General features: G+C 68.0%; 24 protein-coding genes, 1 tRNA gene and 1 other RNA gene. 18 read left to right on the top strand and 8 right to left on the bottom strand.

Annotated elements, in window-relative coordinates; all coding sequences use genetic code 11:
• The first annotated feature begins 21 nt into the window (after nt 1–21).
• The 11 genes from ftsE to ACQG07_RS01855 all read left to right on the top strand — a co-directional run bounded on the left by ftsE (nt 22) and on the right by ACQG07_RS01855 (nt 10,036).
• Nucleotides 22–1,332: a cell division ATP-binding protein FtsE gene (gene ftsE / locus ACQG07_RS01905; RefSeq protein WP_426736995.1), complete on the top strand. Its 1,311-nt coding sequence runs from the start codon at nt 22–24 to the stop codon at nt 1,330–1,332.
• Nucleotides 1,329–2,243, top strand: a complete 915-nt coding sequence (ftsX, locus tag ACQG07_RS01900; protein WP_064296231.1) for a permease-like cell division protein FtsX — start codon at nt 1,329–1,331, stop codon at nt 2,241–2,243. Before ftsE ends, ftsX begins: the two co-directional genes overlap by 4 nt.
• Nucleotides 2,244–2,354: 111 nt before the next feature.
• A complete protein-coding gene (gene smpB / locus ACQG07_RS01895) occupies nt 2,355–2,831 on the top strand; it encodes an SsrA-binding protein SmpB (RefSeq protein ID WP_056007115.1) in 477 nt (158 codons plus the stop codon).
• A 137-nt stretch (nt 2,832–2,968) separates the two neighbouring features.
• Nucleotides 2,969–3,337, top strand: a transfer-messenger RNA (tmRNA) gene (gene ssrA / locus ACQG07_RS01890).
• A gap of 137 nt (nt 3,338–3,474) precedes the next feature.
• A complete protein-coding gene (locus ACQG07_RS01885) occupies nt 3,475–6,405 on the top strand; it encodes a Na+/H+ antiporter subunit A (RefSeq protein WP_426736994.1) in 2,931 nt (976 codons plus the stop codon).
• Nucleotides 6,402–6,881: an NADH-quinone oxidoreductase subunit K gene (locus ACQG07_RS01880; protein WP_079705596.1), complete on the top strand. Its 480-nt coding sequence runs from the start codon at nt 6,402–6,404 to the stop codon at nt 6,879–6,881. The genes ACQG07_RS01885 and ACQG07_RS01880 overlap by 4 nt, the downstream gene beginning before the upstream one ends.
• Nucleotides 6,878–8,446 (top strand): Na+/H+ antiporter subunit D, encoded by a 1,569-nt coding sequence (locus ACQG07_RS01875; protein ID WP_079705597.1) that lies wholly within the window; start codon nt 6,878–6,880, stop codon nt 8,444–8,446. Before ACQG07_RS01880 ends, ACQG07_RS01875 begins: the two co-directional genes overlap by 4 nt.
• Nucleotides 8,446–9,015, top strand: coding sequence for a Na+/H+ antiporter subunit E (locus tag ACQG07_RS01870; protein WP_274499707.1), 570 nt, complete (start codon nt 8,446–8,448; stop codon nt 9,013–9,015). Before ACQG07_RS01875 ends, ACQG07_RS01870 begins: the two co-directional genes overlap by 1 nt.
• Nucleotides 9,015–9,278, top strand: a complete 264-nt coding sequence (locus ACQG07_RS01865; protein WP_064296237.1) for a monovalent cation/H+ antiporter complex subunit F — start codon at nt 9,015–9,017, stop codon at nt 9,276–9,278. The genes ACQG07_RS01870 and ACQG07_RS01865 overlap by 1 nt, the downstream gene beginning before the upstream one ends.
• Nucleotides 9,275–9,652: a monovalent cation/H(+) antiporter subunit G gene (gene mnhG, locus ACQG07_RS01860; protein WP_285027589.1), complete on the top strand. Its 378-nt coding sequence runs from the start codon at nt 9,275–9,277 to the stop codon at nt 9,650–9,652. The genes ACQG07_RS01865 and mnhG overlap by 4 nt, the downstream gene beginning before the upstream one ends.
• 15 nt (nt 9,653–9,667) lie before the next feature.
• Nucleotides 9,668–10,036: a hypothetical protein gene (locus ACQG07_RS01855; RefSeq protein ID WP_138946774.1), complete on the top strand. Its 369-nt coding sequence runs from the start codon at nt 9,668–9,670 to the stop codon at nt 10,034–10,036.
• Here ACQG07_RS01855 and ACQG07_RS01850 read toward each other — a convergent pair.
• Both ACQG07_RS01850 and ACQG07_RS01845 read right to left on the bottom strand, forming a co-directional pair.
• Nucleotides 10,033–11,016, bottom strand: coding sequence for a DNA topoisomerase IB (locus tag ACQG07_RS01850; RefSeq protein WP_192018166.1), 984 nt, complete (start codon nt 11,014–11,016; stop codon nt 10,033–10,035). The genes ACQG07_RS01855 and ACQG07_RS01850 overlap by 4 nt on opposite strands.
• A gap of 63 nt (nt 11,017–11,079) precedes the next feature.
• Nucleotides 11,080–11,883 carry an inositol monophosphatase family protein gene (locus tag ACQG07_RS01845; RefSeq protein WP_274499708.1) on the bottom strand — a complete coding sequence of 268 codons (804 nt, stop codon included), beginning with the start codon at nt 11,881–11,883 and terminating at the stop codon, nt 11,080–11,082.
• A 147-nt stretch (nt 11,884–12,030) separates the two neighbouring features.
• On the opposite strand from ACQG07_RS01845, the gene ACQG07_RS01840 reads away from it, so the two are divergent.
• A tRNA-Lys gene (locus ACQG07_RS01840) sits at nt 12,031–12,106 on the top strand.
• 382 nt (nt 12,107–12,488) lie between these two features.
• Here the strand turns inward: ACQG07_RS01840 and ACQG07_RS01835 are convergent.
• From ACQG07_RS01835 to ACQG07_RS01825, 3 genes are all read right to left on the bottom strand, one after another.
• Complete coding sequence (locus ACQG07_RS01835; protein WP_426736993.1) at nt 12,489–13,058, bottom strand: hypothetical protein; 570 nt, start codon at nt 13,056–13,058, stop codon at nt 12,489–12,491.
• A gap of 147 nt (nt 13,059–13,205) precedes the next feature.
• Nucleotides 13,206–13,394 (bottom strand): hypothetical protein, encoded by a 189-nt coding sequence (locus tag ACQG07_RS01830; protein WP_079705603.1) that lies wholly within the window; start codon nt 13,392–13,394, stop codon nt 13,206–13,208.
• Nucleotides 13,395–13,398: 4 nt separating this feature from the next.
• Complete coding sequence (locus ACQG07_RS01825) at nt 13,399–14,232, bottom strand: sugar phosphate isomerase/epimerase family protein (protein WP_241160861.1); 834 nt, start codon at nt 14,230–14,232, stop codon at nt 13,399–13,401.
• 57 nt (nt 14,233–14,289) lie between these two features.
• Between ACQG07_RS01825 and otsA the strand changes: the two genes are divergently transcribed.
• The 6 genes from otsA to ilvC are packed head-to-tail and all read left to right on the top strand — an operon-like array spanning nt 14,290 to nt 21,824.
• On the top strand, nt 14,290–15,873 hold the full coding sequence (gene otsA / locus ACQG07_RS01820) for an alpha,alpha-trehalose-phosphate synthase (UDP-forming) (RefSeq protein ID WP_426736992.1): 1,584 nt from the start codon (nt 14,290–14,292) through the stop codon (nt 15,871–15,873).
• Nucleotides 15,870–16,691 (top strand): trehalose-phosphatase, encoded by an 822-nt coding sequence (gene otsB / locus ACQG07_RS01815; protein WP_079705605.1) that lies wholly within the window; start codon nt 15,870–15,872, stop codon nt 16,689–16,691. Before otsA ends, otsB begins: the two co-directional genes overlap by 4 nt.
• 1 nt (nt 16,692) lies before the next feature.
• Nucleotides 16,693–18,387, top strand: a complete 1,695-nt coding sequence (gene ilvD, locus ACQG07_RS01810; RefSeq protein WP_064296246.1) for a dihydroxy-acid dehydratase — start codon at nt 16,693–16,695, stop codon at nt 18,385–18,387.
• A gap of 42 nt (nt 18,388–18,429) precedes the next feature.
• Nucleotides 18,430–20,235, top strand: a complete 1,806-nt coding sequence (locus ACQG07_RS01805) for an acetolactate synthase large subunit (protein WP_426736991.1) — start codon at nt 18,430–18,432, stop codon at nt 20,233–20,235.
• A gap of 2 nt (nt 20,236–20,237) precedes the next feature.
• Nucleotides 20,238–20,747 (top strand): acetolactate synthase small subunit, encoded by a 510-nt coding sequence (gene ilvN / locus ACQG07_RS01800; RefSeq protein ID WP_064296248.1) that lies wholly within the window; start codon nt 20,238–20,240, stop codon nt 20,745–20,747.
• A 48-nt stretch (nt 20,748–20,795) separates the two neighbouring features.
• On the top strand, nt 20,796–21,824 hold the full coding sequence (gene ilvC, locus ACQG07_RS01795; protein ID WP_426736989.1) for a ketol-acid reductoisomerase: 1,029 nt from the start codon (nt 20,796–20,798) through the stop codon (nt 21,822–21,824).
• Nucleotides 21,825–21,911: 87 nt separating this feature from the next.
• Here the strand turns inward: ilvC and ACQG07_RS01790 are convergent, their stop codons facing one another.
• The 3 genes from ACQG07_RS01790 to ACQG07_RS01780 all read right to left on the bottom strand — a co-directional run bounded on the left by ACQG07_RS01790 (nt 21,912) and on the right by ACQG07_RS01780 (nt 25,390).
• Nucleotides 21,912–23,234 carry an alpha-L-fucosidase gene (locus tag ACQG07_RS01790; RefSeq protein ID WP_426736987.1) on the bottom strand — a complete coding sequence of 441 codons (1,323 nt, stop codon included), beginning with the start codon at nt 23,232–23,234 and terminating at the stop codon, nt 21,912–21,914.
• A gap of 124 nt (nt 23,235–23,358) precedes the next feature.
• On the bottom strand, nt 23,359–24,357 hold the full coding sequence (locus ACQG07_RS01785) for a Gfo/Idh/MocA family protein (protein WP_426736986.1): 999 nt from the start codon (nt 24,355–24,357) through the stop codon (nt 23,359–23,361).
• Between the two features lie 7 nt (nt 24,358–24,364).
• A complete protein-coding gene (locus tag ACQG07_RS01780) occupies nt 24,365–25,390 on the bottom strand; it encodes an N-acetylglucosamine kinase (RefSeq protein WP_426736985.1) in 1,026 nt (341 codons plus the stop codon).
• Between the last annotated feature and the right edge of the window lie 47 nt (nt 25,391–25,437).

The following is a 25,437-nucleotide window of genomic DNA, read 5'->3' as shown; positions in this document are numbered from 1 at the left end:
GCTCCTTAAGCTCAAGGAGCCATGATTCGGTTTGATCACATCTCCAAGAAGTATCCGGGAACCTCGCGTCCCGCGCTCAACGACGTCGATTTCGAGATCCTGCGGGGAGAGTTCATCTTCCTCGTCGGTGCCTCGGGGTCGGGGAAGTCGAGCTGCCTCCGCCTGATGCTCAAGGAGGACAAGCCGAGCAAGGGCAAGATTCATGTGCTCGGCCACGACCTCGGTTCCATCTCGAACCGCAAGGTGCCGTACTTCCGGCGCAGCCTCGGGGTCGTGTTCCAGGACTTCCGACTGCTGCCGAGCAAGACGGTCTACCAGAACGTCGCCTTCACCCTCCAGGTGATCGGCAAGTCGCGCGGCTTCGTCCAGGAGGCCGTCCCCGACGTCCTCAAGATGGTCGGACTCGACGGCAAGGCGCAGCGCCTGCCGCACGAGCTTTCCGGTGGTGAGCAGCAGCGCGTCGCCATCGCCCGCGCGATCGTCAACAAGCCGCAGATCCTGCTCGCCGACGAACCGACCGGTAACCTCGACCCCGCCACCAGCGCCGGCATCATGCAGTTGCTGGAGCGCATCAACGCCGGTGGGACGACGGTCGTCATGGCCACGCACGAGGCCGGCTTCGTCGACCAGATGCAGCGTCGTGTGATCGAGCTGCAGGACGGCCAGATCGTCCGTGACGAACGCCACGGTGGATACGGCACGACTGCGGCCATCCCGGGTCTCGTCAGAGGATCCTCCAAGGCTGCCGTCCCGTCGGCACAGACCGCTCCCGCTACGGCCTCGACCCCGGTCGCGCCCGCCGTCGAGACCTCCTCGGTTCCGGTGACGACCACGACGTCGTCCGTCGCTGCCAGCTCCGAGCCCACGACGAGTGCCGTGGCCGCAGCCGCGGTCGCCGCCACCGCCGCCACGCCGACCGCTCCAGCGACACCGACCGCGCCTGCCGCGGTCTCGCGCGAGACCATGCCGCGGGCCGACACCGACGAGGTCGTCACCCGGGTGTCCGGCTCGACGCCGATCCAGGAACCGGCCGTAGCACCTGTCGCCGAGCCTGAGACGCCGGTGATGCGAGCCGAGGAATCGAACCCGGAAGCGCCCGAGGCCGAGTCGACGACGCCGGAATCGGAGCCCGCCGTGCCACCGGCTGCTGCGGTCCCGGAGGTCGCGCCTCCGCAACGCCTGAGCAACGCCACAGGCCCCATCGGGCTTCCGGCACGCAACGAGATCGACCCGATCGAGGTCGAACACCTGTCGCTCGCCGAGCGGCTCGGCCTGCGTGCCGCGGCGCGCGGCACTGAAGACGGAGAGCAGAACGTGGGGCCGACCAAGTGAGACTCGCACTGATCTGGTCCGAGGTCTGGAACGGCCTGCGTCGCAACGTCTCGATGGTCGTCTCCGTCGTGCTCGTGACGTTCATCTCGCTCACCTTCGTCGGTACGGCCGTCCTGCTGCAGATGCAGATCGGCCAGATGAAGAACTACTGGTACGACCGCGCACAGGTCGCGATCTACCTCTGCACCGCCGACAGCGCGGGCGACACCTGCGCCGCCGGCGCCGCGACCGAGGAGCAGCGCGCCGCCGTCCAGAGCGCCCTGGAGTCGTCGACCCTCGCGCCCTTCGTGGACAAGTTCTACTTCGAGGACCAGGCGCAGGCGTTCACGAACTTCCAAGAGCAGTTCAAGGGCAACGACATCGCACAGTTCGTCACGGCGGACCAGCTGCCCGAGACCTTCTGGGTGAACATGAAGGACGCCTCGCAGTCCGACGTGCTCGTCGAGGCGTTCTCCGGCGTCGCGGGCGTGGAGCAGGTGACGGATCAACGCCAGTACCTCGACCAGATCTTCTCGGTCCTGAACATCGCCAGTTACACGGCGATCGGGATCGCAGCACTCATGCTGGTCGCCGCAGCCCTGCTGATCGCGACGACCATCCGATTGTCGGCGTACTCGAGACGCCGAGAACTCGGCATCATGCGATTGGTCGGTGCATCGAACCGGTTCATCCAGACACCGTTCATCCTCGAGGGTGTGTTCGCCGCGCTCATCGGCTCCATCCTCGCGGCCGGGGCGGTGATCACCATCGTCCAGGTGTTCGTCCAGGGATACCTGGCGGACCGCATGCGGTACGTCAACTTCGTCGATCTCGGTGACGCCTTCGTGGTCCTCCCGATCCTGCTGCTCGTCGGCGTGCTGTTGGCGGCGATCTCGGCCAACTTCGCGATCTCGCGGTACCTCAAGGTCTAGCGGGGAGGCAGTGCGGCCACCGCACCGCTCGCTCTGCGTTAGACTGACAGGCTGCCGCGATCGCGGCCGGTCCGTTCCGATGGATCCGAACCAGAACGTCAGGAGTACACCGTGCCGAGGGAACGGGGCGAGAACGTCGTGGCCACGAACCGCAAGGCCCGCCACGACTACACGATCGAGGACACCTACGAGGCCGGCATGGTCTTGACGGGTACCGAGGTGAAGTCGCTGCGAGCCGGGCGGGCGTCGCTCGTCGACGGGTACGCCTTCATCGACCGCCGTGAGGCGTGGCTCGACGCGGTACACATCCCCGAGTACGGCCAGGGCACGTGGACGAACCACCCGCCGCGGCGCAAGCGCAAGCTGCTGCTGCACCGCGAGCAGATCGACAAGATCGCCCACAAGATCGCCCCCGGTGGTTTCACCCTCGTGCCGTTGAAGATCTACTTCAAGGACGGCAAGGCCAAGGTGGAGATCGCCGTGGCGAAGGGCAAGAAGGAATACGACAAGCGGCATGCCCTGCGCGAGAAGCAGGACACCCGTGAGGCCGCGCGTGCGATGGCCACCAGGAACCGTCTCGGCGAATAGGTGACAGGCGCCACCTCGGCGCGGTACACTTGAAAGCTGCACCGCAAGGTGCTCGTCCACCGCTCGCGGTGGATTGACAATTCGACAGCGTGTGACAACGACCCTCTTCGCCTCGTACTCCGAGGCGCTGAGTCCATGGGGATGATCGGTTTCGACATTGCCTGCGAAACTGCGAGAAGCGGGTCGAGGATGCAGGGTTATCTCGTTAACGATCTCTGCAAAACAACAAGTGCCAACTCTAAGCGCACTGACTTCGCCCTCGCTGCTTAAGCGAGCCCGATAGTCCGTCAGACCGAGCGTGTCCCCGTCTCGGATCCTGGCGTCATCTAGGGGACTTGCTGGATGACGGAGCCGCGACGTCATCCGGGACTTTTCTTCGGCTGGGCCCGTCGACCAAGATGCCCTTGTCAATGGTCGGGGCCGAGTAGAACGCATTAAGGGATACGCCCGTAGAAGGCGCAGAATCACAGCAGTGGACGGGGGTTCAATTCCCCCCATCTCCACTCCGGACGTTGTCACACGCTGCCGAGTCGACGACAGGCCCCCGCTTCGGCGGGGGCCTGTCGTCGTTCCTGGGGTCGGAGGGGTACCGACGGGCTGCTAGCCTGGGAGTCCAGAGGCCGCCACCACCCGGGAGACCTGCATGGCGACAATCCTGCTTGTTTTTGCTGCGATCGCCGTCGCCACGCCCACACTCACTCGAGTGCTGTCGACGAAGGTCTTCTACGTCATCGCGTGTATGCCCGCGGCGGCATTCGTCTGGACGCTCTTCCAAACCGGCACGGTCACGGCCGGCGGCACGGTCGTCGAGACGATCGAGTGGATCCCGCAACTGAGCATCGCGCTCTCGTTCCGGATGGACACGCTCGCCTGGCTGCTGTCCCTCGTGGTCACCGGCGTCGGTGCTCTCGTATTGCTCTACTGCGGCCGCTACTTCTCCTCGACCGAGCCCGGCCTCGGTCGCTTCGCCGCGCTCCTCTTCGCCTTCGCCGGCACGATGTTCGGTCTCGTGACCGCCGACGACATCATCGTCATGTTCATGTTCTGGGAGATCACGAGTGTGCTCTCCTACCTGCTCATCGGGCACTACACCGATCGCAAGGAGAGTCGCGGTGCCGCGCTCCAGGCGCTCCTGGTGACGACCTTCGGCGGGCTCGTCATGCTCGTGGGCGTCATCATGATCTCCGTGCAGGCGCAGAGCACCTCGCTCGCCTCGATCGTCGAGCAGGGTCTGACCGGCCCCGCGACCACCGTCGCCATCCTCCTCATCCTCGTCGGCGCGATCTCGAAGTCGGCGCTCGTGCCGTTCCACTTCTGGCTGCCGGCCGCGATGGCCGCACCGACGCCCGTGAGCGCATATCTGCACGCTGCGGCGATGGTGAAGGCCGGGATATACCTCGTCGCGAGACTCGCTCCCGGTTACGCCGACACCCCGGGTTGGGACGCGATGCTCGTCGGCCTGGGCGTCCTCACCATGGTCGCCGGTGCCTGGCGGTCGCTGCGTCAGTACGACCTCAAGCTGGTCCTGGCCTACGGGACGGTGAGCCAACTCGGATTCCTCATGGTCATCTCGGGGTACGGCACCCGCGATTCGGCCCTGGCCGCCGTCGCGCTTCTGCTCGCCCACGCCATCTACAAGGCGGCGCTCTTCCTCGTCGTCGGCATCATCGACCACCGCGCTGGGACGCGTGACTGGAGGCATCTCTCCGGTCTCGGGCGTCAGACGCCGGTGCTCGCCGTCATCGCGGCGATCGCGGTCGCGTCGATGGCCGGCATCCCACCGCTCTTCGGGTTCGTCGCGAAGGAGGCCGTCTTCACCTCGCTGCTGGAGGGCGCGCTCGAGGGCGACGTGTGGGGTTGGGTCGCGATCATCGGGACCGCCGTCGGGTCCGTGTTGACCGTCGCGTACAGCGCCCGGTTCCTCTGGGGCGCCTTCGGAGACCGGCGCGGCGCCGCGCCGACCGAACTGCATGCCAAATCCGGAACGATCATGATCGCGCCGGGCATCCTCGCCGTCGCGACCATCGCTCTCGGCTTCGCGACGAAGCCCATCGATACGGTGCTCGCGCCCTACGCGGACTCCGTGGGGGAGGGCGACTACCACCTCGCGCTCTGGCACGGCCTCGAGCCGGCGCTCGGCATCTCGGCCGTCGTCGTGCTGCTCGGTCTGCTGCTCTTCCGCTGGAGGCTCCCGGTCGCGCGTCTGCAGGACCGCCTGCCACCCCTCATCGACTCCTCGAAGGGGTACTGGGCGGCGACCCAGGGCATCGACCGGCTCTCCGCGAAGGTCACCCTGTTCGCCCAGCGCGGCGGGCTCGTCCAGTACCTGTCCACCATCCTCGTGGTCTTCGTCCTGACCCTCGGCACGATCGCCCTCCTCGGGCGCGCCTGGCCGAGTGAGATCCGGCTGTGGGACTACCCCGCCCAGGTGGCCATCGCCTTCATCATGGCGACCGCGGCGATCGCGGCCGCCCGGGCGAAGCAGCGCATGGCCGCCGTGCTGCTCGTCGGCGTCACCGGGTTCGGGCTCGTCGCGCTGTTCGCCCTGCACGGCGCTCCCGACCTCGCGCTGACCCAGGCCCTCGTCGAGACGATCACGATCGTGGTGTTCGTCCTCGTGCTCCGCCGACTCCCGGCCAAGATCGCCCAGCGCAACGCCCCGGTCCACCACGTCCGTCGGGTCGTCATCGGCACGCTGACCGGCCTGGTCATGGGGCTCATCGGGATCATCGCCCTGGGCGCCCGACAGGCCGAGAGCATCGCGACCGAGCTGCCCAGGCTCGCCGTCGAGGAGGGCCACGGCAAGAACATCGTCAACGTCATGCTCGTCGACATCCGGGCCTGGGACACCATGGGCGAGATCTCCGTGCTCGTCGTGGTGGCCACCGGCATCGCGAGCCTGCTCTTCGTCTCACAGCGGGGCGCCGAGGTCCCGCGCCTCAGCGGTGCGCGGCGTCGACGGATCCCGGGCCTCCGATCCCAGGTCGTGTCGGACCCCCACCTCGCGGACAGCGAGATGGAAGCACCTCGCGACGCGGTGGGGCGGCACTCATGGCTCATCGGTGGCCGGGCGATCGCCGAGGCGAACCGTTCGATCCTCCTCGAAGTCCTCGTGCGGCTCCTCTTCCACCCGGCGATCGTCGTCTCCGTGTTCCTGCTCTTCGTCGGCCACAACGAGCCGGGCGGTGGCTTCGCCGGCGGTCTGCTCGCCGGCCTCGCGCTTGTGATGCGGTATCTCGCCGGCGGACGCTACGAGCTCGGCGAAGCCGTGCCGATCGATGCGGGCAAGGTGCTCGGCGTCGGACTGCTGCTCGCTGTGGGGACGGCCGTCGGTTCCCTGTTCTTCGGCGGTGAGGCGCTCCAGTCCGCGTACTTCTCGGCCGACGTCCCGATCCTCGGACACCTCTCGTTCGGCACGTCCAGCATCTTCGACATCGGCGTCTACCTCGTCGTCGTCGGACTGGCGCTCGACATCCTGCGCAGCCTCGGGGCCGAAGTCGACCGTCAACAGGAGGAAGCCGACATCGACGAGCAGAGTACGGACGAGTTCTCGGCGAGTGAGGCCGAGCAATGAGCGCCTCACTGACCCTCGTCGTCCTGATGGCCGTCATGTACGGCACCGGGGTGTACGTCATGCTCGAGCGGAGCCTCACCAGGTTCCTCATCGGGTTCGTGCTCGTCGGCAACGCGACGAACCTCCTCATCCTGATCATGAGCGGCCCGAGCGGCACCGCACCGCTCGTCACGGGCACCGCCTCCGACGACCGCATGGTCGATCCGGTGCCGCAGGTGCTCATGCTCACGGCCATCGTCATCAACTTCGGTGTGACCGCCTTCATCCTGGCGCTCATCTACCGGACCTGGTGGTTGGCACAGCTCGGCGACGAGGGTGACACCCTCAGCGATGAGCACGCCGACGACACCGAGGCGGCGACGGAGGCGGTCTTCAACCAGGTCGACCTGGACGACGAGGCCATCCAACGGGTCCTCGACGAGAGCAACGAGCACGGCGACGACAGTCACACGACCAGGAAGGGGGCAGGCGAATGAACGCACTCGTCCCGCTCGTGGTCATGATCCCGCTGATCGGCTCGGCGATCGCGCTCATGTTCCGCAACCGCCGCAAGACGCAGGTGGCGATCAGCGTCGTCGCGCTCACCGCGGTGACCGTGATCAGCGCGATCCTGCTCGCGGCAGTCGACCAGAGCGGCACGATCGTCGTGGAGCTGGGCGGCTGGTCCCCGCCGTGGGGCATCGTGCTCGTCGTCGACCGGCTGTCGGCGATCATGCTGCTCGTCGCGGCCCTGATGCTGCTGGGCGTCCTCATCTTCGCCATCGGTCAGGGCATCGTCGACGGCGACCGCGAGACGCCGGTGTCGATCTTCCACCCGACCTACCTGGTCCTGGCGGCCGGGCTGTTCGACGCCTTCGTCGCGGGCGACCTCTTCAACATGTACGTCGGCTTCGAGATGCTCCTCGCCTCCAGCTACGTGCTCCTCACCCTGGGCGGCACCGGAGCACGGATCCGCGCCGGCGTCACCTACATCGTCATCAGCCTCATGTCGTCGCTGCTCTTCGTCGCCGCGATCGCCCTCATCTACGGCGCGACGGGCACGGTGACGATCGCCCTTGTGGCAGACCGCGTGCGCGACCTGCCGATGGAGGTGCAGGCGATCCTCTGCGCCGCACTGCTGCTCGGGTTCGCGGTGAAGGCGGCGGTGTTCCCGCTGTCGTTCTGGCTGCCCGACTCCTACCCGACCGCGCCGGCGCCGGTCACGGCGGTCTTCGCCGGCCTGCTGACGAAGGTCGGTGTGTACGCGATCATCCGGACCGACACGCTCATCTTCAAGGACGTGCCGCTGGCGACACCGTTGATGGTCATCGCCTTCCTGACCCTGCTCATCGGCATCTTCGGCGCGGTCGCCCAGGCCGACATCAAACGACTGTTGTCGTTCACTCTGGTGAGCCATATCGGCTACATGATCTTCGGCATCGCCGTCGGCGGGGTCGCCGGGACCGCCGCGACGATCTACTACATCGTCCACCACATCGTCGTCCAGACCACGCTGTTCCTCACCACCGGTCTCGTCGAGCGGATCGGCGGGACGACCTCCATCTCCCGCCTCGGCGGGATCCTGAAGGCCTCGCCGATCGTCGGCGTGCTCTTCTTCATCGGAGCGATGAACCTCGGCGGCATCCCGCCGTTCTCGGGCTTCCTCGGCAAGATCGGGCTGTTCCAGGCGGGTGTCGCCCTGGGCGACCCGCTGTCGTACATCCTCATCGCCGCCGGAGCCGCGACCTCGCTCCTGACCCTGTACGCCCTGGCGCGCGTGTGGAACATGGGCTTCTGGCGTGGGAAGGACGAGGTCGCCGGATACTCCTCGCCGTTGCTCGACCAGCTCGCGGAGAGCCCCGAGGACTCGGGGTCGGTCGACACCAAGACCATCTCGCGCCCGATGATCGGTGCCACGACCGGCATGGTCGCGTTGACCCTCGCCCTGACGGTCTTCGCGGGGCCGCTCTTCGGACTGGCCACGCGGGCCGCTGAGAACATCGAGGACCCGGACAACTACATCACCGCGGTCTTCCCCGACGGAACGGAGCACCTGAAGTAATGCAACCGTCACGTCGTCGCGCACTGTTCAGCCAGGCCCTCCTCCTGGCCGGACTCATCCTGCTCTGGTGTCTCCTCTGGGGGATGTTCGACCTGCTCACCCTCGTGACCGGCCTCGGGGTCGCGTTGCTGGTGTCGTTCCTGTTCTACCTGCCGGCCGTCGAGCTGAGCGGCCGCATCAACCTCTGGCGGACCGCGATCTTCCTGGGCAAGCTCCTCGTCGACATCGTGCGGGCGAGTGCGGAGATCGCGTGGCTCGTCCTCAAGCCGAGGTTCCACTCCAGTAACGCGGTGATCGCGGTCCGTCTGCGGACGACCTCCGACCTCATCATGAGCTGGACGGCCGAGGCGGTCTCGATCGTCCCAGGCTCGATCGTGGTCGACCTCGACCGCACGGCCTCGACGCTCTACCTGCACGCGTTGAACGTGCATGACGACGCCGACATCGACGAGGTCGTCGCCGAGGTCCTCGGAACGGAGCGACGGCTCATCCTCGCGATCGGTTCCCGCGCCGAGGCGGACGCCCTCCGCCACGACCATGACCACGTCTCGATCGGAAGGGGGCAGTGATGCTCGTCGTGATCATCATCGTCTCCGTGCTGTTCGGTGCCGCGGCCCTCGCCGCGGTCTACCGGATCATCCGCGGGCCGAGCCTCCTCGACCGCGTGATCGCCTCCGACGTGCTCGTCGCCACCGTCATGTGCGCGATCGGGGCCGAGATGGCGATCAACCGTCACACGGACGGCCTGCCGGTCCTCCTGGCGCTCGCGATGTTCGCGATCGTCGGCTCGGTCAGCGTCGCGCGCTTCATGTCGAAGCAGGACGACGCATGACCGGCGAGCTGATCCGCGACATCGTCACCGGAGCCCTCGTGCTCGTCGGGGCGATCATGTGCTTCGCCGCCGGCGTCGGCCTCCTGCGCTTCCCCGACGTGTTGTCCCGCCTGCACGCGGCGACCAAGCCGCAGATCCTCGGACTCATCGCGATCATGGCGGACGTCGCCGTCTCGAGCCCGACGGTCGGGACCATCACGATCGCGATCGCGATCATCGTGTTCCAGAGCCTCACCGCGCCGATCTCCGCACACATGGTCGCCCGGGCGGCCTACCGGAGCGGCAACTTCGACGAGGCCATCCTCGTCCGCGACGAGCTCGCGGGACGCGAAGAACTCGGCGAGGAACGACATCCCGGCCACACGCCCGAATAGCGGCACAATGTCCCCATGGGAATGCTCATCTACGGGTCCGGCGACGAGTACGAGATCGAAGACCGCGCGCTCGCGCACCTGAAGGCCGTCATCGGGGCGAAGCTGCGCCGGCAGGAGAGCTTCTTCCTCAGCTGGGCGAACGATCCCGAACACGGTTCGGGACGACGCTCGCTCTGGTTGTCCCCGAGCATCCCACTGCAGTTCCGCTTCTTCGGGAGCCGTCCGCCGGAACTCAACCGTGCGTGGCTCGAGGTCCTCTCGGATTCATCGCACACCCCGCGAGGGCTGCAGCTCATCCCGGAGTCCGAGGTCGAGGGGCACCTCGCGGGGAACGGGGCGTCCCGCGACGCGGGCACCGAGCCTCACGACCAGGACCACGGCTAGGACGGGTCGTCCGTCCCCACGAGCAGGACACGGAGCGCCGTCTCCGGTGAGCCGCGACCGTCCGGTGGGATCGTCTCGCCGTGCGTGTAGCGATCGACGACCCGTGGGTCGACGTAGCTGGACTTCGCGATCGCCGGGGTGTTGCCGAGGACCGCTGCGGCGTCGCGCATGGCCTGTGCGAGGACCTTCGAGCGTGCTGTTTTGCTCTGCACGGGTCCGGCCTTCGCCAGGCTCTCCGCGGCCGCGACGGTGCCGTGCAGCGTCCGGAAGTCCTTCGCGGTGAACTCGCCGTTCGTCTGCGCCCGGACGTAGTCATTGATCTGGCTCGCCTGGAGGTGGCGCCACCGGTTCCCGTCCTTCCAGGCCAGGAGGCGGGCGTGCGGTCCACGGCGCTTCAAGGAGCGGATGAGCGAGGCCAGGTCGGCGTCGACGATGTCGGACTCCCAGGGCTGTCCGCTCTTCGCCGGGAACTTCAGCGCGACGGTGTCGCCGCTCACGCGAGCGTGCGCACCCTCGAGGGTCGACAAGCCGTGACTGCCGTTGGCCTCCGCGTACTGCTCACCGCCCACGCGCAGGGAGCCGGTATCGAGCATGCGGAACGCGCCGGCCGACACCCGTGCGAGCGGGTACCCCTCGAGCCGGAGGTCCCGGGTGACCCGACCTCGCGCGGCAGGGAGCGCCTCGGCGAGGGCCAGGGCTCGGTCGAACTTGCTGCGGTCCTGACGCTCGCGCCACGACGGGTGATAGAGGTACTGCCGTCGCCCGGCCGCATCGATCCCGGTCGCCTGGATGTGCCCGTTCGCATAGGGGGTGATCCAGACCTCGTTCCACGCGGGAGGGACCACCAGGCCGTCGATCCGGGCCCGGATCTCCTGATCGTCGAGGAGTGAACCGTCCGGCAACCGATAGCTGAAACCGCGCCCGGATCGAACCCGTCGGATGCCCTGTCCGTTCACGTCGCTGCGCCTCAGTCGTACCATCCGCCCAGCGTACGACGCGGCCGGATCCCGCTCGGCGGGCTTGCGCGGTGCCGTGCGCTCGTGTCAGCCGACGGGTGGCAGCTCGGCGAGGAAGGCGTCGTGCAGGCGCCCGTTCGTCGCGAGGGAGCTCCGCGTGGAGATGGTCTCGATGCCGTCGATGTCCGTGAAGCGACCGCCGGCCTCGAGGACGATCGGCACGTGGGCGCCCAGGTCGTACTCCTGCACGCCGAATTCGGCCACGGCGTCGATCGAGCCCTCGGCGAGGAGCATGTAGGGCCACATGTCCCCGATGGCCCGATCGCGCCACAGGGAGCCGCACAGGGCCAGCAGCTGGGGGATCCGCCCGACCGAGGCCCACTGCGCGATGCTCTGGAAGCTGAAGGACGCGTCGGCGAGGTCGGAGACCCCCGAGACGGACAGCCGGCGCGGGGTGGTCTCGCCGAACCGGACGCCCCACGCGCCGTGTCCGATGGCACCCCACCAGCGGGCGTGCATGGCGGGTGCGCTCACGACGCCGACGACAGGCACGCCGTCGACGGCGAGGGAGATGAGCGTCGCCCAGTTCGAGACACCGCGGAGGAAGTTCGCCGTCCCGTCGATCGGGTCGATGATCCACTGTCGATCCGTCGGGCCTTGCGCGCCGTACTCCTCGCCGAACACGCCGTCGTCCGGGCGCTCGGTCTCGAGAATGCCGCGGATGGCGCGTTCGACGGCGAGGTCGGCGTCGGTGACGTGCGAGCGGTCCGGCTTGGTGGACACTTCGAGGTCGCGAGCCTCGAAGCGGTCCATCGCGATGCGGTCGGCCGCGTCGGCGAGCCGGAGCGCGAGATCGAGGTCGGCGGGGGAGGCGGTCACGGGTTCGGTCACCTCTCCAGGATAGGGTCGCGCGGGCCTGATCGAACGACGCTCGAGGGGCCGGCGACGTGCCTCCGCGACACGCCGACCGGCTCGATTTCGCACTCGGCCCAGTTGGGTGCTAGTGTCATATCTCGGTTCGGAACACTCCGAAACCACGCACCTCTAGCTCAATTGGCAGAGCAACTGACTCTTAATCAGTGGGTTCCCGGTTCAAGTCCGGGGGGGTGCACCACACCAGAACGGCCTCGTCTTCGGACGGGGCCGTTCTGCGTTTCGGCTCGACTCGCGTTCGAGCTTGCGGCCCGACGAAACGCTCCGGTGACGTTTCGCGACAGCTCCCGTCCGATTCGCGTCATCGGAACCGAGTAGAGCGCAGGCATGAGACCCTGGAAGGGTCGGCAGCATGGCGGGATCGGGTCCTACCCTTGCCGACGAAAGCCTCCGCGTGGTCACCCCACCGTGCGGAGCAGAGCGACGGTCGGGCATTCGTGCCCACCAGCGCCGTGACGCCTCATCGATTCGGGTTCGATGGGGCGTCATGCCCGCTCAACGGCCTGGTACGACGAAACGGCCGCCCACCGGAGTGGACGGCCGTTGTCGACGTGCGTGGCCGGTCAGGCGACCGAGCTGCGGCGCGCCGGCACCGGGTTGACGAGACTCGCGTCGATGAACTCGGGTTCGGCCCAGACGGTGATGGGGTAGTGCTGCGGCTCGAGGAGGGTTCGCTCGACGAGCGTCGGCTCAGTTTCGTCAGCCGCCGCCTCGGGGTGGTCGTCATCGGCATGCGCCTCGGACGGCGCGTCGATCGTCTCGGTGAGGGCGGCAGGTTCCTCGGCGACGGTCGGCTCGATGACCTCGACGGTCTCGACCTCGTCGGCGACATCCACTGCGGCTTCTTCCTGGCCACGAGACCACAACCGCCATCCGCGCGCCGGAGCGGCCTCGGCACGGACCGTCACCGCAGCCTGCTCGAGGTCGATGTCCGTAGCGATGTCGTGGGCGAGCTGCTGGGCGTACACCTCGTGGAAGATCTCATCGCCGGAGCTCGGGGTGCGGCGCGACAGCACCCAGGCGCCGTTGGCGCCGAGTTCGCTCGCCAGTCGAGCGTGGACGAGGTCGAACAGCTGCTTCTCGGTCAGCTTCGATGCGGAGACTGGTGCTGCGTGGCGTCGGCGACCGAACATGGCGGGCCCTTCATCGAAAGCGGATCATCCGTGAGGCTGGACTGCCTTCATTGTCGATCACGAGGCGCGGAACGACGCGGAGACACGCGGGTGAGCGCCCCAATTCTCGGGTTTTCCGGGCGGTCGTGGTAGCGCGGTGGTGTGACCTCAGCGGCCGATCTCCGCCTGCTTGCTGTCGTCGAGCACCGAGCTGATCGCGAGGGCGAGCGAGATGCCCCAGCTCACCCAGAGGAGGGCGAGCTTCCAGTCCCGCGGTCCCTGTCGGGTCGCCTGGAGAGCGGAGATTCCGCCGAAGACCGTGGAGATCATGCTGCCGTTGAAGAGGAATTTGCGCATGACTTCACGCTAGCCGGTAGGGGAGGCCCCCCGCATCCGGGCTTTCCTTCGGGTTCTCGCCTGTGCTAGCGAATGCACGCTTCGCGAAGGCCAGTGAGGCGCGCAGCTGGCTGAGGCGGAGCGCGTCGCCGCCGGTCGCGGGCAGGTGCACCTCCGCGACGATGCTTCCCGACCAGTCCGCCGCGCGCAGCAGCTCGAGGACCTCGGCGACCGGCTGCTCACCGTCGCCCGGGAGGAGGTGCTCGTCGAGGAAGGCACCCCGCGGCGACGGTGCGGTCCCGTCGCACAGGTGCACGTGGCGGAGGCGGCCGCCGTAGCGGGTCGCGATCTCGAGCGAGTCCTCACCCGCGAGGGCCGCATGGGAGAAGTCGAGCGTCAGGGCGGCGCAGGCGAGCGGGGCCGGGTCGTAGCCGAAGGCGAACGGCTGCACCCGGAGCCCGCGGCTCTGGAAGCAGGCCATGTTCTCGACGGCCAGCTCGAGTCCGTGCGTCTCGCTCAGCTCGGCGACGAGGTCGACGAAGGCGTGCGCGTAGCGCCGCTGCCAGCGGAACGGCGGGTGGACGACGACGGTCGACGCGCCGACGGCGGCGGCGAGCTCGGCCGAGCGGCGGAGCTTCTCCCGATGGTCGCGGCCCCAGACGAACGCGGTCCGGGTCAGGACCGGCGCGTGGATCGAGAGGATGTCGAGCCCGGTCTCGGCGGCGAGGGCGCGGAGGGCGTCGGCGTCCTGCGTGACGCGGTCCTGGGTCACCATGACCTCGACGCCGTCGTAGCCGGCTTCGGCGGCCAACTCGAACGCGCGCCGGGTTCCCAGCGGGTAGACGCAGGAGGTGCTCATGCCATGGCGGATCATCAGCGCAAGCATATGCTCGCCGTCTGAACACGCGGTTTCGCCATGCGGAACGCTGCTAGCCTGAACAGCGAACCCGAGTACCCCGGGAGGGCCATCATCACCAGATATTCCGCGCCTGACGGCGGATCAGCGTCGACCTTCGACTTCATCGTGGTATCCAACCGGCTGCCGGTCGATCGCGTCGTCGATGCAGACGGCGCCGAGAGCTGGCGGACCTCACCCGGTGGACTCGTGACCGCCCTCGAACCCGTCATGCGCGGTGCCGACGGCGCCTGGATCGGATGGGCCGGCTCCGCCGACCTCGAGATCGAGCCGTTCGACAACGACGACATGTGGATCATCCCGGTCCCGCTGTCCGAGGACGAGATCGCCCGCTACTACGAGGGCTTCTCGAACGACACCATCTGGCCGCTCTACCACGACGTCATCGCTCCGCCGAGCTACCACCGCGAGTGGTGGGACTCCTACGTCGCCGTGAACCGACGGTTCGCGGAGGCGGCCGCAGCGGCCGCGTCCGACGGCGGGACCGTCTGGGTGCAGGACTACCAGCTGCAGCTCGTGCCGAAGATGCTGCGTGAGCTGCGACCCGATCTCACGATCGGCTTCTTCAACCACATCCCGTTCCCGGCCTACGGCATCTACTCGCAGCTCCCATGGCGACGCCAGATCATCGAGGGACTGCTCGGCGCCGACGTCATCGGCTTCCAGCGCGTTGCGGACGCGGGCAACTTCTCCCGGGCGGTCCGCCGCCTGTTCGGGTACGAGACGAAGGGGGCCGCGATCCAGGTCCCGCTCGATGCGGCACTCGTGTCGGTCACGACGGACGCGGCACCGGTCGCCTCGAAGCGTGGCGCCCCGTACCGCACGGTGATCGCCCGGCACTTCCCGATCTCGATCGACAGCAAGGGGTACCAGGCCCTCGCGCAACGCCCCGACATCATCGCCCGTGCCAAGCAGATCCGCGAGGAGCTCGGCAACCCGGAGACGATCATGCTCGGCGTCGACCGCCTCGACTACACGAAGGGCATCGGGCACCGACTCAAGGCCTTCGGAGAGCTCCTCGCACAGGGCAAGCTCGCGGTCGAGGACGTCACGCTCGTCCAGGTCGCCAGCCCCAGCCGCGAACGCGTCGAGACGTACCGTCAGCTCCGCGACGACATCGAGCAGACGGTCGGCCGGATCAACGGCGACTTCGGCACCATCGGCCACATCGCGATCCAGTACCTGCACCACGGGTACCCCCGCGAGGAGATGGCTGCCCTCTACCTCGCCGCCGACGTCATGCTCGTCACAGCCCTGCGCGACGGCATGAACCTCGTCGCGAAGGAGTACGTCGCCGCTCGCTACGACAACGACGGCGTCCTCGTGCTGAGCGAGTTCGCCGGCGCGTCCGACGAGCTGAAGCAGGCCCTCAAGATCAACCCGCACGACATCGAGGGGATGAAGTCGGCGATCCTCCAGGCCGTGCACATGACGAAGGCCGAGCGTGGTCGTCGCATGCGGGCGCTGCGCAAGCGCGTCATGGAGTACGACGTCGCGCGGTGGTCGGCGTCCTTCCTCGACGAGTTGCAGCGTGTGCGTGACCAGTCACCGACCATCGAGCAGGGGAGCACCACCCAGTCATGAGCACCACCGACGAGCCCACCGACACCCTCGGGGGGCTTCCCCTCGGACTGCGTGCGGAACTCCGCCGCCTGGCCGACGTCCCGAAGCTCCTGGTGGCCCTGGACTTCGACGGCACGCTGGCCCCCGAGGTCGACGACCCGGACCAGGCGCGGGCGCTGCCCGCGGCCCGCAAGGCCGTGTTGGCGCTGATGGATCTGCCCGGGACGCGCGTCGCACTCGTGTCCGGGCGCGCGATCGACAGTCTCGTGGCGGTGGCCGAGCTGCCCGACCACGCCCTGTTCGCCGGCTCGCACGGCGTCGAGATCCGTCTCGACAACCCCGACGACGCCCTCGCCCTCGACGACGAGGAACGCGAACAGCGGGAGACCCTCCAACGGATCCTCCAGGACGTCGCGGAGGGTTACGATAATGTCTGGATCGAGCGGAAGCCTGCAGGGTTCGCCCTGCACACGAGGCTCGCCAGTGAAGAAGACTCCAGGATCGCCCACCTCGAAGCACTCGCCCACACCAAGGACGAGTTCGGCGCCCTGACGGTTCGAGAGGGCAAGAACGTCCTCGAGTTCTCGCTCAGGAGCGCGACCAAGGGCGAAGCCGTCGAACACCTCCGGCGGTACACCAAAGCAGATGCCGTGTTCTACGCGGGCGACGACGTCACGGACGAGGACGCGTTCGGCGCACTCGGCCCCGGCGACCTCGGGGTGAAGAGTGGCACCGGCGTGACCGCCGCGGACTTCAGGGTCGAAGGACCCTCCGAGATCGCGCGCGTCCTCGGCATGCTCGCGGAATATCGAAGCAACAAGGAAGCCGTAGACTCTTAAAATGCCAGAGATCGACATCAAACCACGCAGTCGTGCCGTCACCGACGGGATCGAGGCGACCACTTCGCGCGGCATGCTCCGCGCCGTCGGCATGGGCGACGAGGACTGGGACAAGCCCCAGATCGGCATCGCGAGCTCGTGGAACGAGATCACGCCCTGCAACCTCTCGCTCGACCGCCTCGCGCAGGGGGCCAAGGAGGGCGTGCACTCGGGTGGGGGATACCCGCTGCAGTTCGGCACCATCTCCGTCTCCGACGGCATCTCGATGGGCCACGAGGGAATGCACTTCTCGCTCGTCTCGCGCGAGGTCATCGCCGACAGCGTCGAGACCGTGGTCATGGCCGAACGCCTCGACGGCACGGTCCTGCTCGCCGGCTGCGACAAGTCGCTGCCGGGCATGCTCATGGCCGCCGCGCGGCTCGACCTCTCCTCGGTCTTCCTCTACGCCGGATCGATCGCGCCGGGTTGGGTCAAGCTCTCCGACGGCACCGAGAAGGAGGTCACGATCATCGACTCCTTCGAGGCGGTCGGGGCCTGCAAGGCCGGCAACATGAGTGAAGAGGACCTGAAGCGCATCGAGTGCGCCATCGCCCCGGGCGAGGGCGCCTGCGGCGGGATGTACACGGCCAACACGATGGCGTCGGTCGCCGAGGCGCTCGGCATGAGCCTCCCGGGTTCGGCATCGCCCCCCTCGGCCGACCGCCGTCGCGACTACTTCGCGCACCGATCGGGCGAAGCCGTGGTCAACATGCTCCGACTCGGTATCACCGCTCGCGACATCCTGACGAAGGAGGCGTTCGAGAACGCCATCGCCGTCGCGATGGCATTCGGCGGATCGACGAACGTGGTCCTGCACCTGCTCGCGATCGCCCGCGAGGCCGAGGTCGACCTCACACTCGACGACTTCAACCGCATCGGCGACAAGGTGCCGCACATCGGCGACCTGAAGCCGTTCGGCCAGTACGTCATGAACGACGTCGACCGTCACGGCGGCGTCCCCGTCGTCATGAAGGCGCTGCTCGACGCCGGTCTGCTGCACGGCGACTGCCTCACGGTCACCGGCAAGACGGTGGCCGAGAACCTCGCCGACATCAACCCCGACCCGATCGACGGCACGGTCATCCGCACGCTCGACAACCCGATCCACGCGACCGGCGGCATCACGATCCTCAAGGGCTCGTTCGCGCCCGAGGGCGCCGTCGTGAAGACGGCCGGATTCGACGCCGAGGTCTTCGAAGGACCCGCGCGGGTCTTCGAACGTGAACGCGGGGCCATGGACGCGCTCACCGAGGGCAAGATCAACAAGGGCGACGTCGTCATCATCCGCTACGAGGGCCCGAAGGGTGGGCCGGGGATGCGCGAGATGCTCGCGATCACGGCCGCCATCAAGGGCGCCGGACTCGGCAAGGATGTACTACTGTTGACGGACGGTCGATTCTCAGGCGGCACAACCGGACTGTGCATCGGCCACATAGCACCCGAAGCGGTGGACGCAGGTCCAATCGCCTTCGTGCGCGATGGTGATCTGATACGGGTCGATATCGCTGGCCGCTCGCTCGACCTACTCGTCGACGAAGCAGAGCTGGAAGCCCGCCGCGACGGCTGGGCGCCTCTTCCCCCGCGCTATACCCGTGGCGTTCTCGCAAAGTACTCTCGTCTCGTGCACTCCGCAGCGGAGGGCGCGATCACGGGATAACCGAGCATCTCGTTCGTGCATCTCATCGCTGAAGGAATCATCATGCCCACGGAATCCCAACCCGTGCCTCATCCCAGAACACCTGCGGCCCCGGCCGCACCGGAGATCCTGACGGGAGCCCAGGCGATCGTCCGATCGCTCGAGCTCCTCGGGGTCACCGACATCTTCGGTCTGCCCGGCGGAGCGATCCTGCCGACCTACGACCCGCTGATGGACTCGACGAAGCTCCGTCACATCCTGGTCCGACACGAGCAGGGCGCCGGCCACGCGGCCGAAGGATATGCCGCCGCCGGTGGCGGGATCGGCGTGTGCATCGCGACGTCCGGCCCCGGCGCGACGAACCTCGTCACCGCCATCGCCGACGCCTACATGGACTCGGTGCCGATGGTCGCGATCACCGGTCAGGTGTTCTCGACCCTCATGGGCACGGACGCGTTCCAGGAGGCGGACATCGTCGGCATCACCATGCCGATCACGAAGCACTCCTTCCTCGTCAAGACCCCGGACGAGGTCCCGGCGGCCATCGCCGCGGCCTACGAGATCGCGGGTACCGGCCGTCCCGGACCGGTGCTGGTCGACATCACGAAGGACGCCCAGCAGGCCGAGGCGCCGTTCATCTGGCCGCCGAAGGTCGACCTGCCCGGCTACCGCCCGGTGACGAAGGCGCACGGCAAGCAGATCCAGGCCGCTGCGCAGCTGCTCGTCAACGCCAAGAAGCCGGTGCTGTACGTCGGCGGCGGCGTGATCCGCTCCAAGGCCTCCGAGGAACTGCTCGCGCTGGCCGAGGCGACCGGGGCTCCGGTCGTGACGACGCTCATGGCTCGCGGGGCGTTCCCCGACTCGCACACGCAGCACCTCGGCATGCCCGGCATGCACGGCACCGTCCCGGCAGTGCTCGCGCTGCAGGAGGCCGACCTGCTCGTGTCGCTCGGTGCCCGATTCGACGACCGCGTGACCGGCAAGGCCTCGCTCTTCGCGCCGAACGCGAAGGTCGTCCACGTGGACGTCGACCCGGCCGAGATCTCGAAGATCCGCATCGCGGATGTGCCCATCGTGGGCGACGCGAAGGACGTCATCGTCGACCTCCAGTCGGCGTTCGAGGCAGCCGCCCGCGAGGTCACCCCCGACATCGCCGAGTGGTGGTCCTACCTCGACGGTCTCCGCGAGGAGTTCCCGCTGGGCTACGCCGAGCCGACCGACGGTCTGCTCTCGCCACAGCACGTGATCTCCCGCATCGGCGAGATCACCGGTCCGGAGGGCGTCTTCGCGTCGGGCGTCGGCCAGCACCAGATGTGGGCGGCGCAGTTCATCAAGTACGAGCGTCCGAACTCCTGGCTGAACTCCGGCGGTGCCGGGACCATGGGCTACTCGGTCCCCGCGGCCATGGGCGCCAAGGTGGCCCAGCCCGATCGCCACGTGTGGGCGATCGACGGCGACGGCTGCTTCCAGATGACCAACCAGGAACTCGCGACCTGCACGATCAACAACATCCCGATCAAGGTCGCGATCATCAACAACTCCTCGCTGGGCATGGTCCGCCAGTGGCAGACGCTCTTCTACGACGGTCGGTACTCGAACACCGACCTGAACACCGGGCACGACACCATCCGGATCCCGGACTTCGTCAAGCTGGCCGAGGCCTACGGTTGCCTCGCGATCCGCGTGACGAAGGAGGAGGAGGTCGACGCCGCCATCAAGCTCGCCCTGGAGACGAACGACCGTCCGGTCGTCATCGACTTCGTCGTGAGTGCCGACGCGATGGTGTGGCCGATGGTGCCGCAGGGTGTCAGCAACAGCTACGTCCAGTACGCCAAGGACCACAGTCCGTCGTTCGATGAGGAGGCCTGAGCATGAGCAGCCACGTCCTGAGCCTCCTCGTCGAGGACAAGCCCGGTCTGCTGACCCGCGTCGCCGGGTTGTTCGCCCGCCGGGGCTTCAACATCGAGAGTCTCGCGGTCGGCCACAGCGAGATCGAGGGTCTGTCCCGGATCACGGTCGTCGTCGACGTCGAGGAGCTTCCGCTCGAGCAGGTGACGAAGCAGCTGAACAAGCTCATCAACGTCATCAAGATCGTCGAGCTGGATCCGGCGCAGTCCGTCCAGCGTGAGCACCTGCTCATCAAGGTCCGCGTCGACAACTCCACCCGTTCCCAGGTGCTGGAAGCCGTCAACCTGTTCCGGGCCCGCGTCGTCGACGTGGCGACCGACGCCCTCGTGATCGAGGTCACGGGCGACTCCGGGAAGACGACCGCGCTCCTCAAGGTGCTCGAGCCCTACGGCATCAAGGAGATCGCCCAATCGGGTCTCCTCGCCATCGGGCGCGGCTCGAAGTCCATCACCGAACGCGTCTTCAAGAACTAGTCGCATCTGCGGCATATTGCGAAACCACAACCAAGGAGAGAACCACCAGTGACTGAGATTTTCTACGACCAGGACGCAGACCTGTCGCTCATCCAGGGCAAGAAGGTTGCCGTTATCGGCTACGGCTCGCAGGGCCACGCACACGCGCTCAACCTCCGCGACTCCGGTGTCGAGGTCGTCGTCGGCCTGAAGGACGGCTCGAAGTCGATCGCCAAGGCCGAGGAGCAGGGCTTCACCGTCAAGAACGTCGCCGACGCCTCCGCATGGGCCGACGTCATCGTCATCCTCGCTCCGGACCAGCACCAGCGCACGATCTTCGCCGAGTCCATCAAGGACCAGCTCGCTCCGGGCAAGGCGCTCGTCTTCGGCCACGGCTTCAACATCCGCTTCGGCTACATCGAGGCTCCTGAGGGCGTCGACATCTTCATGGTCGCCCCGAAGGGCCCGGGCCACACCGTTCGTCGCGAGTACGAGGCCGGCCGCGGCGTCCCCGTCATCGTCGCCGTCGAGAAGGACGAGGCCGGTGGCGCCTGGGCGCTCGCCTGGTCCTACGCCAAGGCGATCGGTGGCCTCCGTGCCGGTGGCATCAAGACCACCTTCACCGAGGAGACCGAGACCGACCTCTTCGGCGAGCAGGCCGTCCTGTGCGGTGGCGTCTCGCAGCTGATCCAGTACGGCTTCGAGACCCTGACCGAGGCCGGGTACCAGCCGCAGATCGCCTACTTCGAGGTGCTCCACGAGCTGAAGCTCATCGTCGACCTCATCTGGGAGGGTGGCATCGCCAAGCAGCGTTGGAGCGTCTCCGACACGGCTGAGTACGGCGACTACGTCTCCGGCCCGCGCGTCATCGACCCGAGCGTCAAGACCAACATGCAGGCGGTCCTCAAGGACATCCAGGACGGCACCTTCGCCAAGCGCTTCATCGACGACCAGGACGCCGGCGCGCCCGAGTTCCTCGAGCTGCGCAAGAAGGGCGAGGACCACCCGATCGAGGCCACCGGTCGCGAGCTGCGCAAGCTCTTCGCGTGGAACGCCTCGAACGACGACGACTACGTCGACGGCAGCGTCGCCCGCTAGTCTCCGCTCGTCCAGCCGCTCAGCGGCACCGAGCCAGAACGCCCGCCCCGATCCGTCGGGGCGGGCGTTCCGTCGTCTGCGGGAGCCTCAGGCCGTCGCTGCTCCGGTCGTGCCGGGCTCGAGGAAGATCTCGATGACCGGGATCGGGGTGTCGGGTTCACCGATCGGCAGGTGCAGGGTCACTGTGTCGGGACCGAGTCCCTTCGGTTGGGTGTGCTGGTTCGGCAGATCGTGCTCCGGGCGATGCACTTGGAACTGCACCTCGGAGCCGTCCGACAACAGCTGCGCGTAGCGCACCCGGCCGCCGAGACCGGGCAGGTGCAGGTGCACGAACGGCCAGGCGAAGACGTGGACGTACAGCCGGTCGCCGCGTTGCGTGTATCGGACGTCGGTCGGACTGCTGAACTCCGACGGGCCGCATCCTCGGATCGACCGCTCGTGGAGCGCGAACCAGTCGGCGAGGACGTCGAGTCGTTCGATCGCGCGAGGATCGATCGTCCCGCGCGCGGTCGGTCCGATGTTCAGCAGCATGTTGCCGTTCTTCGAGACCGAATCGATGAGCATCCGCAGGAGCAGCTCCGGCGACTTGTAGTCGAGGTTGTCGCGGTCGTACCCCCAGCTGCCGTTCAGGGTCTGGCAGGCCTCCCACCGGAGGGGGTCGCCGTCGGGACCGACCGGTGTCACCACGGGCTGGTACTGCTCGGGGGTGGTGACGTCGCCCGGGAGTTCGAGGCGGTCGTTGATGAGGATCTCCGGCTGCAGCCCGCGGATCATCTCGACGAGTTCCTCGGAGCCCCAGTCGGCGGCGCCCTTCCCCGGCAGACCTTCGATGCCCTGCGAGTAGCTGAAGTCGAAGAAGAGGTAGTCGATCGGGCCGTAGCCGGTGAGCAGCTCGCGCACCTGGCCGTGCAGGTAGTCCCGGTAGCGGGACCAGTCACGGTCGGCGTTCGCTGCGAGCGCCTCGGGGTCGTCGCGTCGCGGGTGGATGCCGTCGACCGTGAAGTGGGGGTGATGCCAGTCGATGAGCGAGTGGTAGAAGCCGATCCGGAGCCCCTCGGCGCGGAAGGCCTCCACGAACTCCGCCACGAGGTCACGGCCGGCGGGCGTGTGCATGGACGTGAAGTCGGTGAGTGCCGAATCCCACAGGCAGAAGCCGTCGTGGTGCTTCGTCGTGAGCACCGCGTACCGGAAGCCGGCCGCCTTGGCCTGCTTGGCCCAGGCGCGGGGGTCGAACCGGTCTGGGTCGAAGTGCTCGCGGTAGCGCTCGTACTGTTCGGCCGAGAGGTGTTCCCGCGTCTGCACCCACTCATGGCGTGCGGGGAGGGCGTAGAGGCCCCAGTGCAGGAACAATCCGAATCTCGCCTCGTCGAACCAGGCGGTGTCGGGTCGGGGGATGGTGGTCTCGGTCACGGCGGCCCTTCGATCGTCGAGTGGGTTCACGGCGGTGCGGGGGCAGGCTAACACGAAAGGTCGGATGTCTGCTGTCCGGTGGGCCGGCGTGGTCAGGACGTCGGACCTCCTGCGCGTCGACGGTTCAGGCGTCGTGGGGTTCGAAGACCTGCACGGGCACGCCGGTGTCCAGCGATGCCTTCGCCGCCAACGCGACCGTCAGGGCCGCGAGGGCACTCCGGCCGGTCACTCGGAACGGTTGGACGTCTCGCTTCACGCAGTCGAGGAAGGAAGCCATCTGTCGTCGGTAGGGATCGGTCTCGTCGAGGTCGTAGGGGCCGTGCGCGGCGGCCGATCCCAGCGCGTCGACCGAGAGCGGCGGTGCGTGGGTCGGGGACGCACCGACGAATCGGTGGGCGATGAGCCCGGTGCTGCCGAGCACCTCGATGGCCGAGCTGAATCCGAAGGCCGGCGGGAGCTCCATGGAGGTGAGGACGCGCCCGATCCCGCCGTCGGCGTAGTCGACCGTCGTCTCGATCGGGCGACCGGTGCCGGTGCGTCGTGCTGACACGGATCGCGGCTGACCGAGGAGCTGGTTCAGCTGGTCGAAGTCGTGGATCGCGAAGTCGACGAGGGGGCCGCCGGAGCGTCGCTCGTCCTGCCACCACGGTGACGGGGCGGCGGGGGAGCTCAGCCGTTCGGCCGTGACGGCGAGGGGTGTGCCGACAGCCCCGGCCCGCACCGCGTCGTCGATCGCCTCGTACCCGCCGAAGAACCTGACGACGTGCGCGACCATGAACGTCCGGCCGGACTCGTCGGCGGCCTGCAGGATCGCGTTGGCGTCGGCGAGCGTCAGGGCGATCGGTTTCTCCAGCAGGACGTGCTTGCCGGCACGGAGCGCCCTGACGGCGAGATCCCGATGGGTGTCGGTCGGCGTGCAGATGACGACGATCCCCACGGAGGCATCCAGGAGCACCTCGTCGACCGAGGTGGTGAGTCGTGCGTCCGGTGCCTCCGGCATGGCTCTCGGCGACCGAGCCGAGCACAGGTAAGTGATCCGGTCGGCTGCACCGAGTCCGGCGAGCGCGCGGACGTGCGCCAGTCCCATGGCACCGGTGCCGATGACGGCGATCCGGTCCGCCATCACCGCGTCACCGCTTCTCTCCAGCAGCCAGGTCCTCGCGCAGGCGGCTGAGGGTCGCGTCGTCGACGTCCCCGCCCAGCATCCTGATGCCCAGGGCGGCGGCTCCGACGAGGCCGTCGGCGACCGGGACGAGTCGGGCCCCGGCGGCAGCCGACGACAGGCGCTCCGCGGCCGAGGGGACGGACGGGAGGAGTCCGTCGACGAGCACGCTGCCGCCGACGACGAGCGTGCTCTCTCTGTGGTCCGAATCCGGAGCCAGCACCCGTTCCACGAGGACCGCCAGGCGGTCGACGGCAGCGTCGAGGATGGACCGCGCGACGTCGTCGTCCGCGGCTTGGAAGGCGAGCGGCGCCAGGCGGGCGATGGCGATGGGGGGACCGTCGTTCACCGAGCGGATGAGTGTGTCGAGTACCGGGGACCGGCGGTGGTCCGCGTCACCGGATGAGGACGGGTCCGGAGTGAACCCGACCGCCCGGGAGAGCAGCGGGGTGAGGCCCGTGCGGGGGCCGATGCCGTCGAGGTCGGCGGCGACCGCGCGGATCACGCGCCGGGCGATCCAGAATCCGGAGCCGCCATCACCGAGGAGCCAGCCGGCACCACCGACCTCCCGGACGACGAGACGGTCCCTGATCCGTCCCGCGACGCTCCCGGTCCCCGCGACGAGCACGACGCCGTCCGGCGACGCCGAGCCGGAGCCGTACATGCCGAGCAGATCCGGTTCGATGACGACCGGTCCGAGTCCGAGCGGTACGAGGTGTGCGTCCAAGGCGCGGCGGTAGGCGTCGGACACCTGCCCCGCCTGCGTGATCACCACGAGCGACCCGGACGGGAGGGGCGGTATGGACGACGTCGTCCTGGCCTGGTCGAGTGCGGCACGAGCCGCGAGCGCGATCTGCGTGGCAGCGCTGTCCACACCGGACGACGTCGGATTCCCGCCGCCCGCGCGCCCGGAACCGAGGCGACGTCCTGAGGCGTCCACGAGCACCGCGCGGGACGAGGTGCCGCCGGCGTCGACCGCCAGAGTTGTTTTCATCATCGTCATCATCTCGAAACATGTTGCCGTGGGCCACAACGTACTGT

Source organism: Plantibacter sp. 2H11-2, from assembly GCF_050031945.1.
Lineage (GTDB): Bacteria > Actinomycetota > Actinomycetes > Actinomycetales > Microbacteriaceae > Plantibacter > Plantibacter auratus.
The sequence above is the reverse complement of the archived record's forward strand: the minus strand, read 5'-3'. Positions and strand labels throughout refer to the sequence as shown.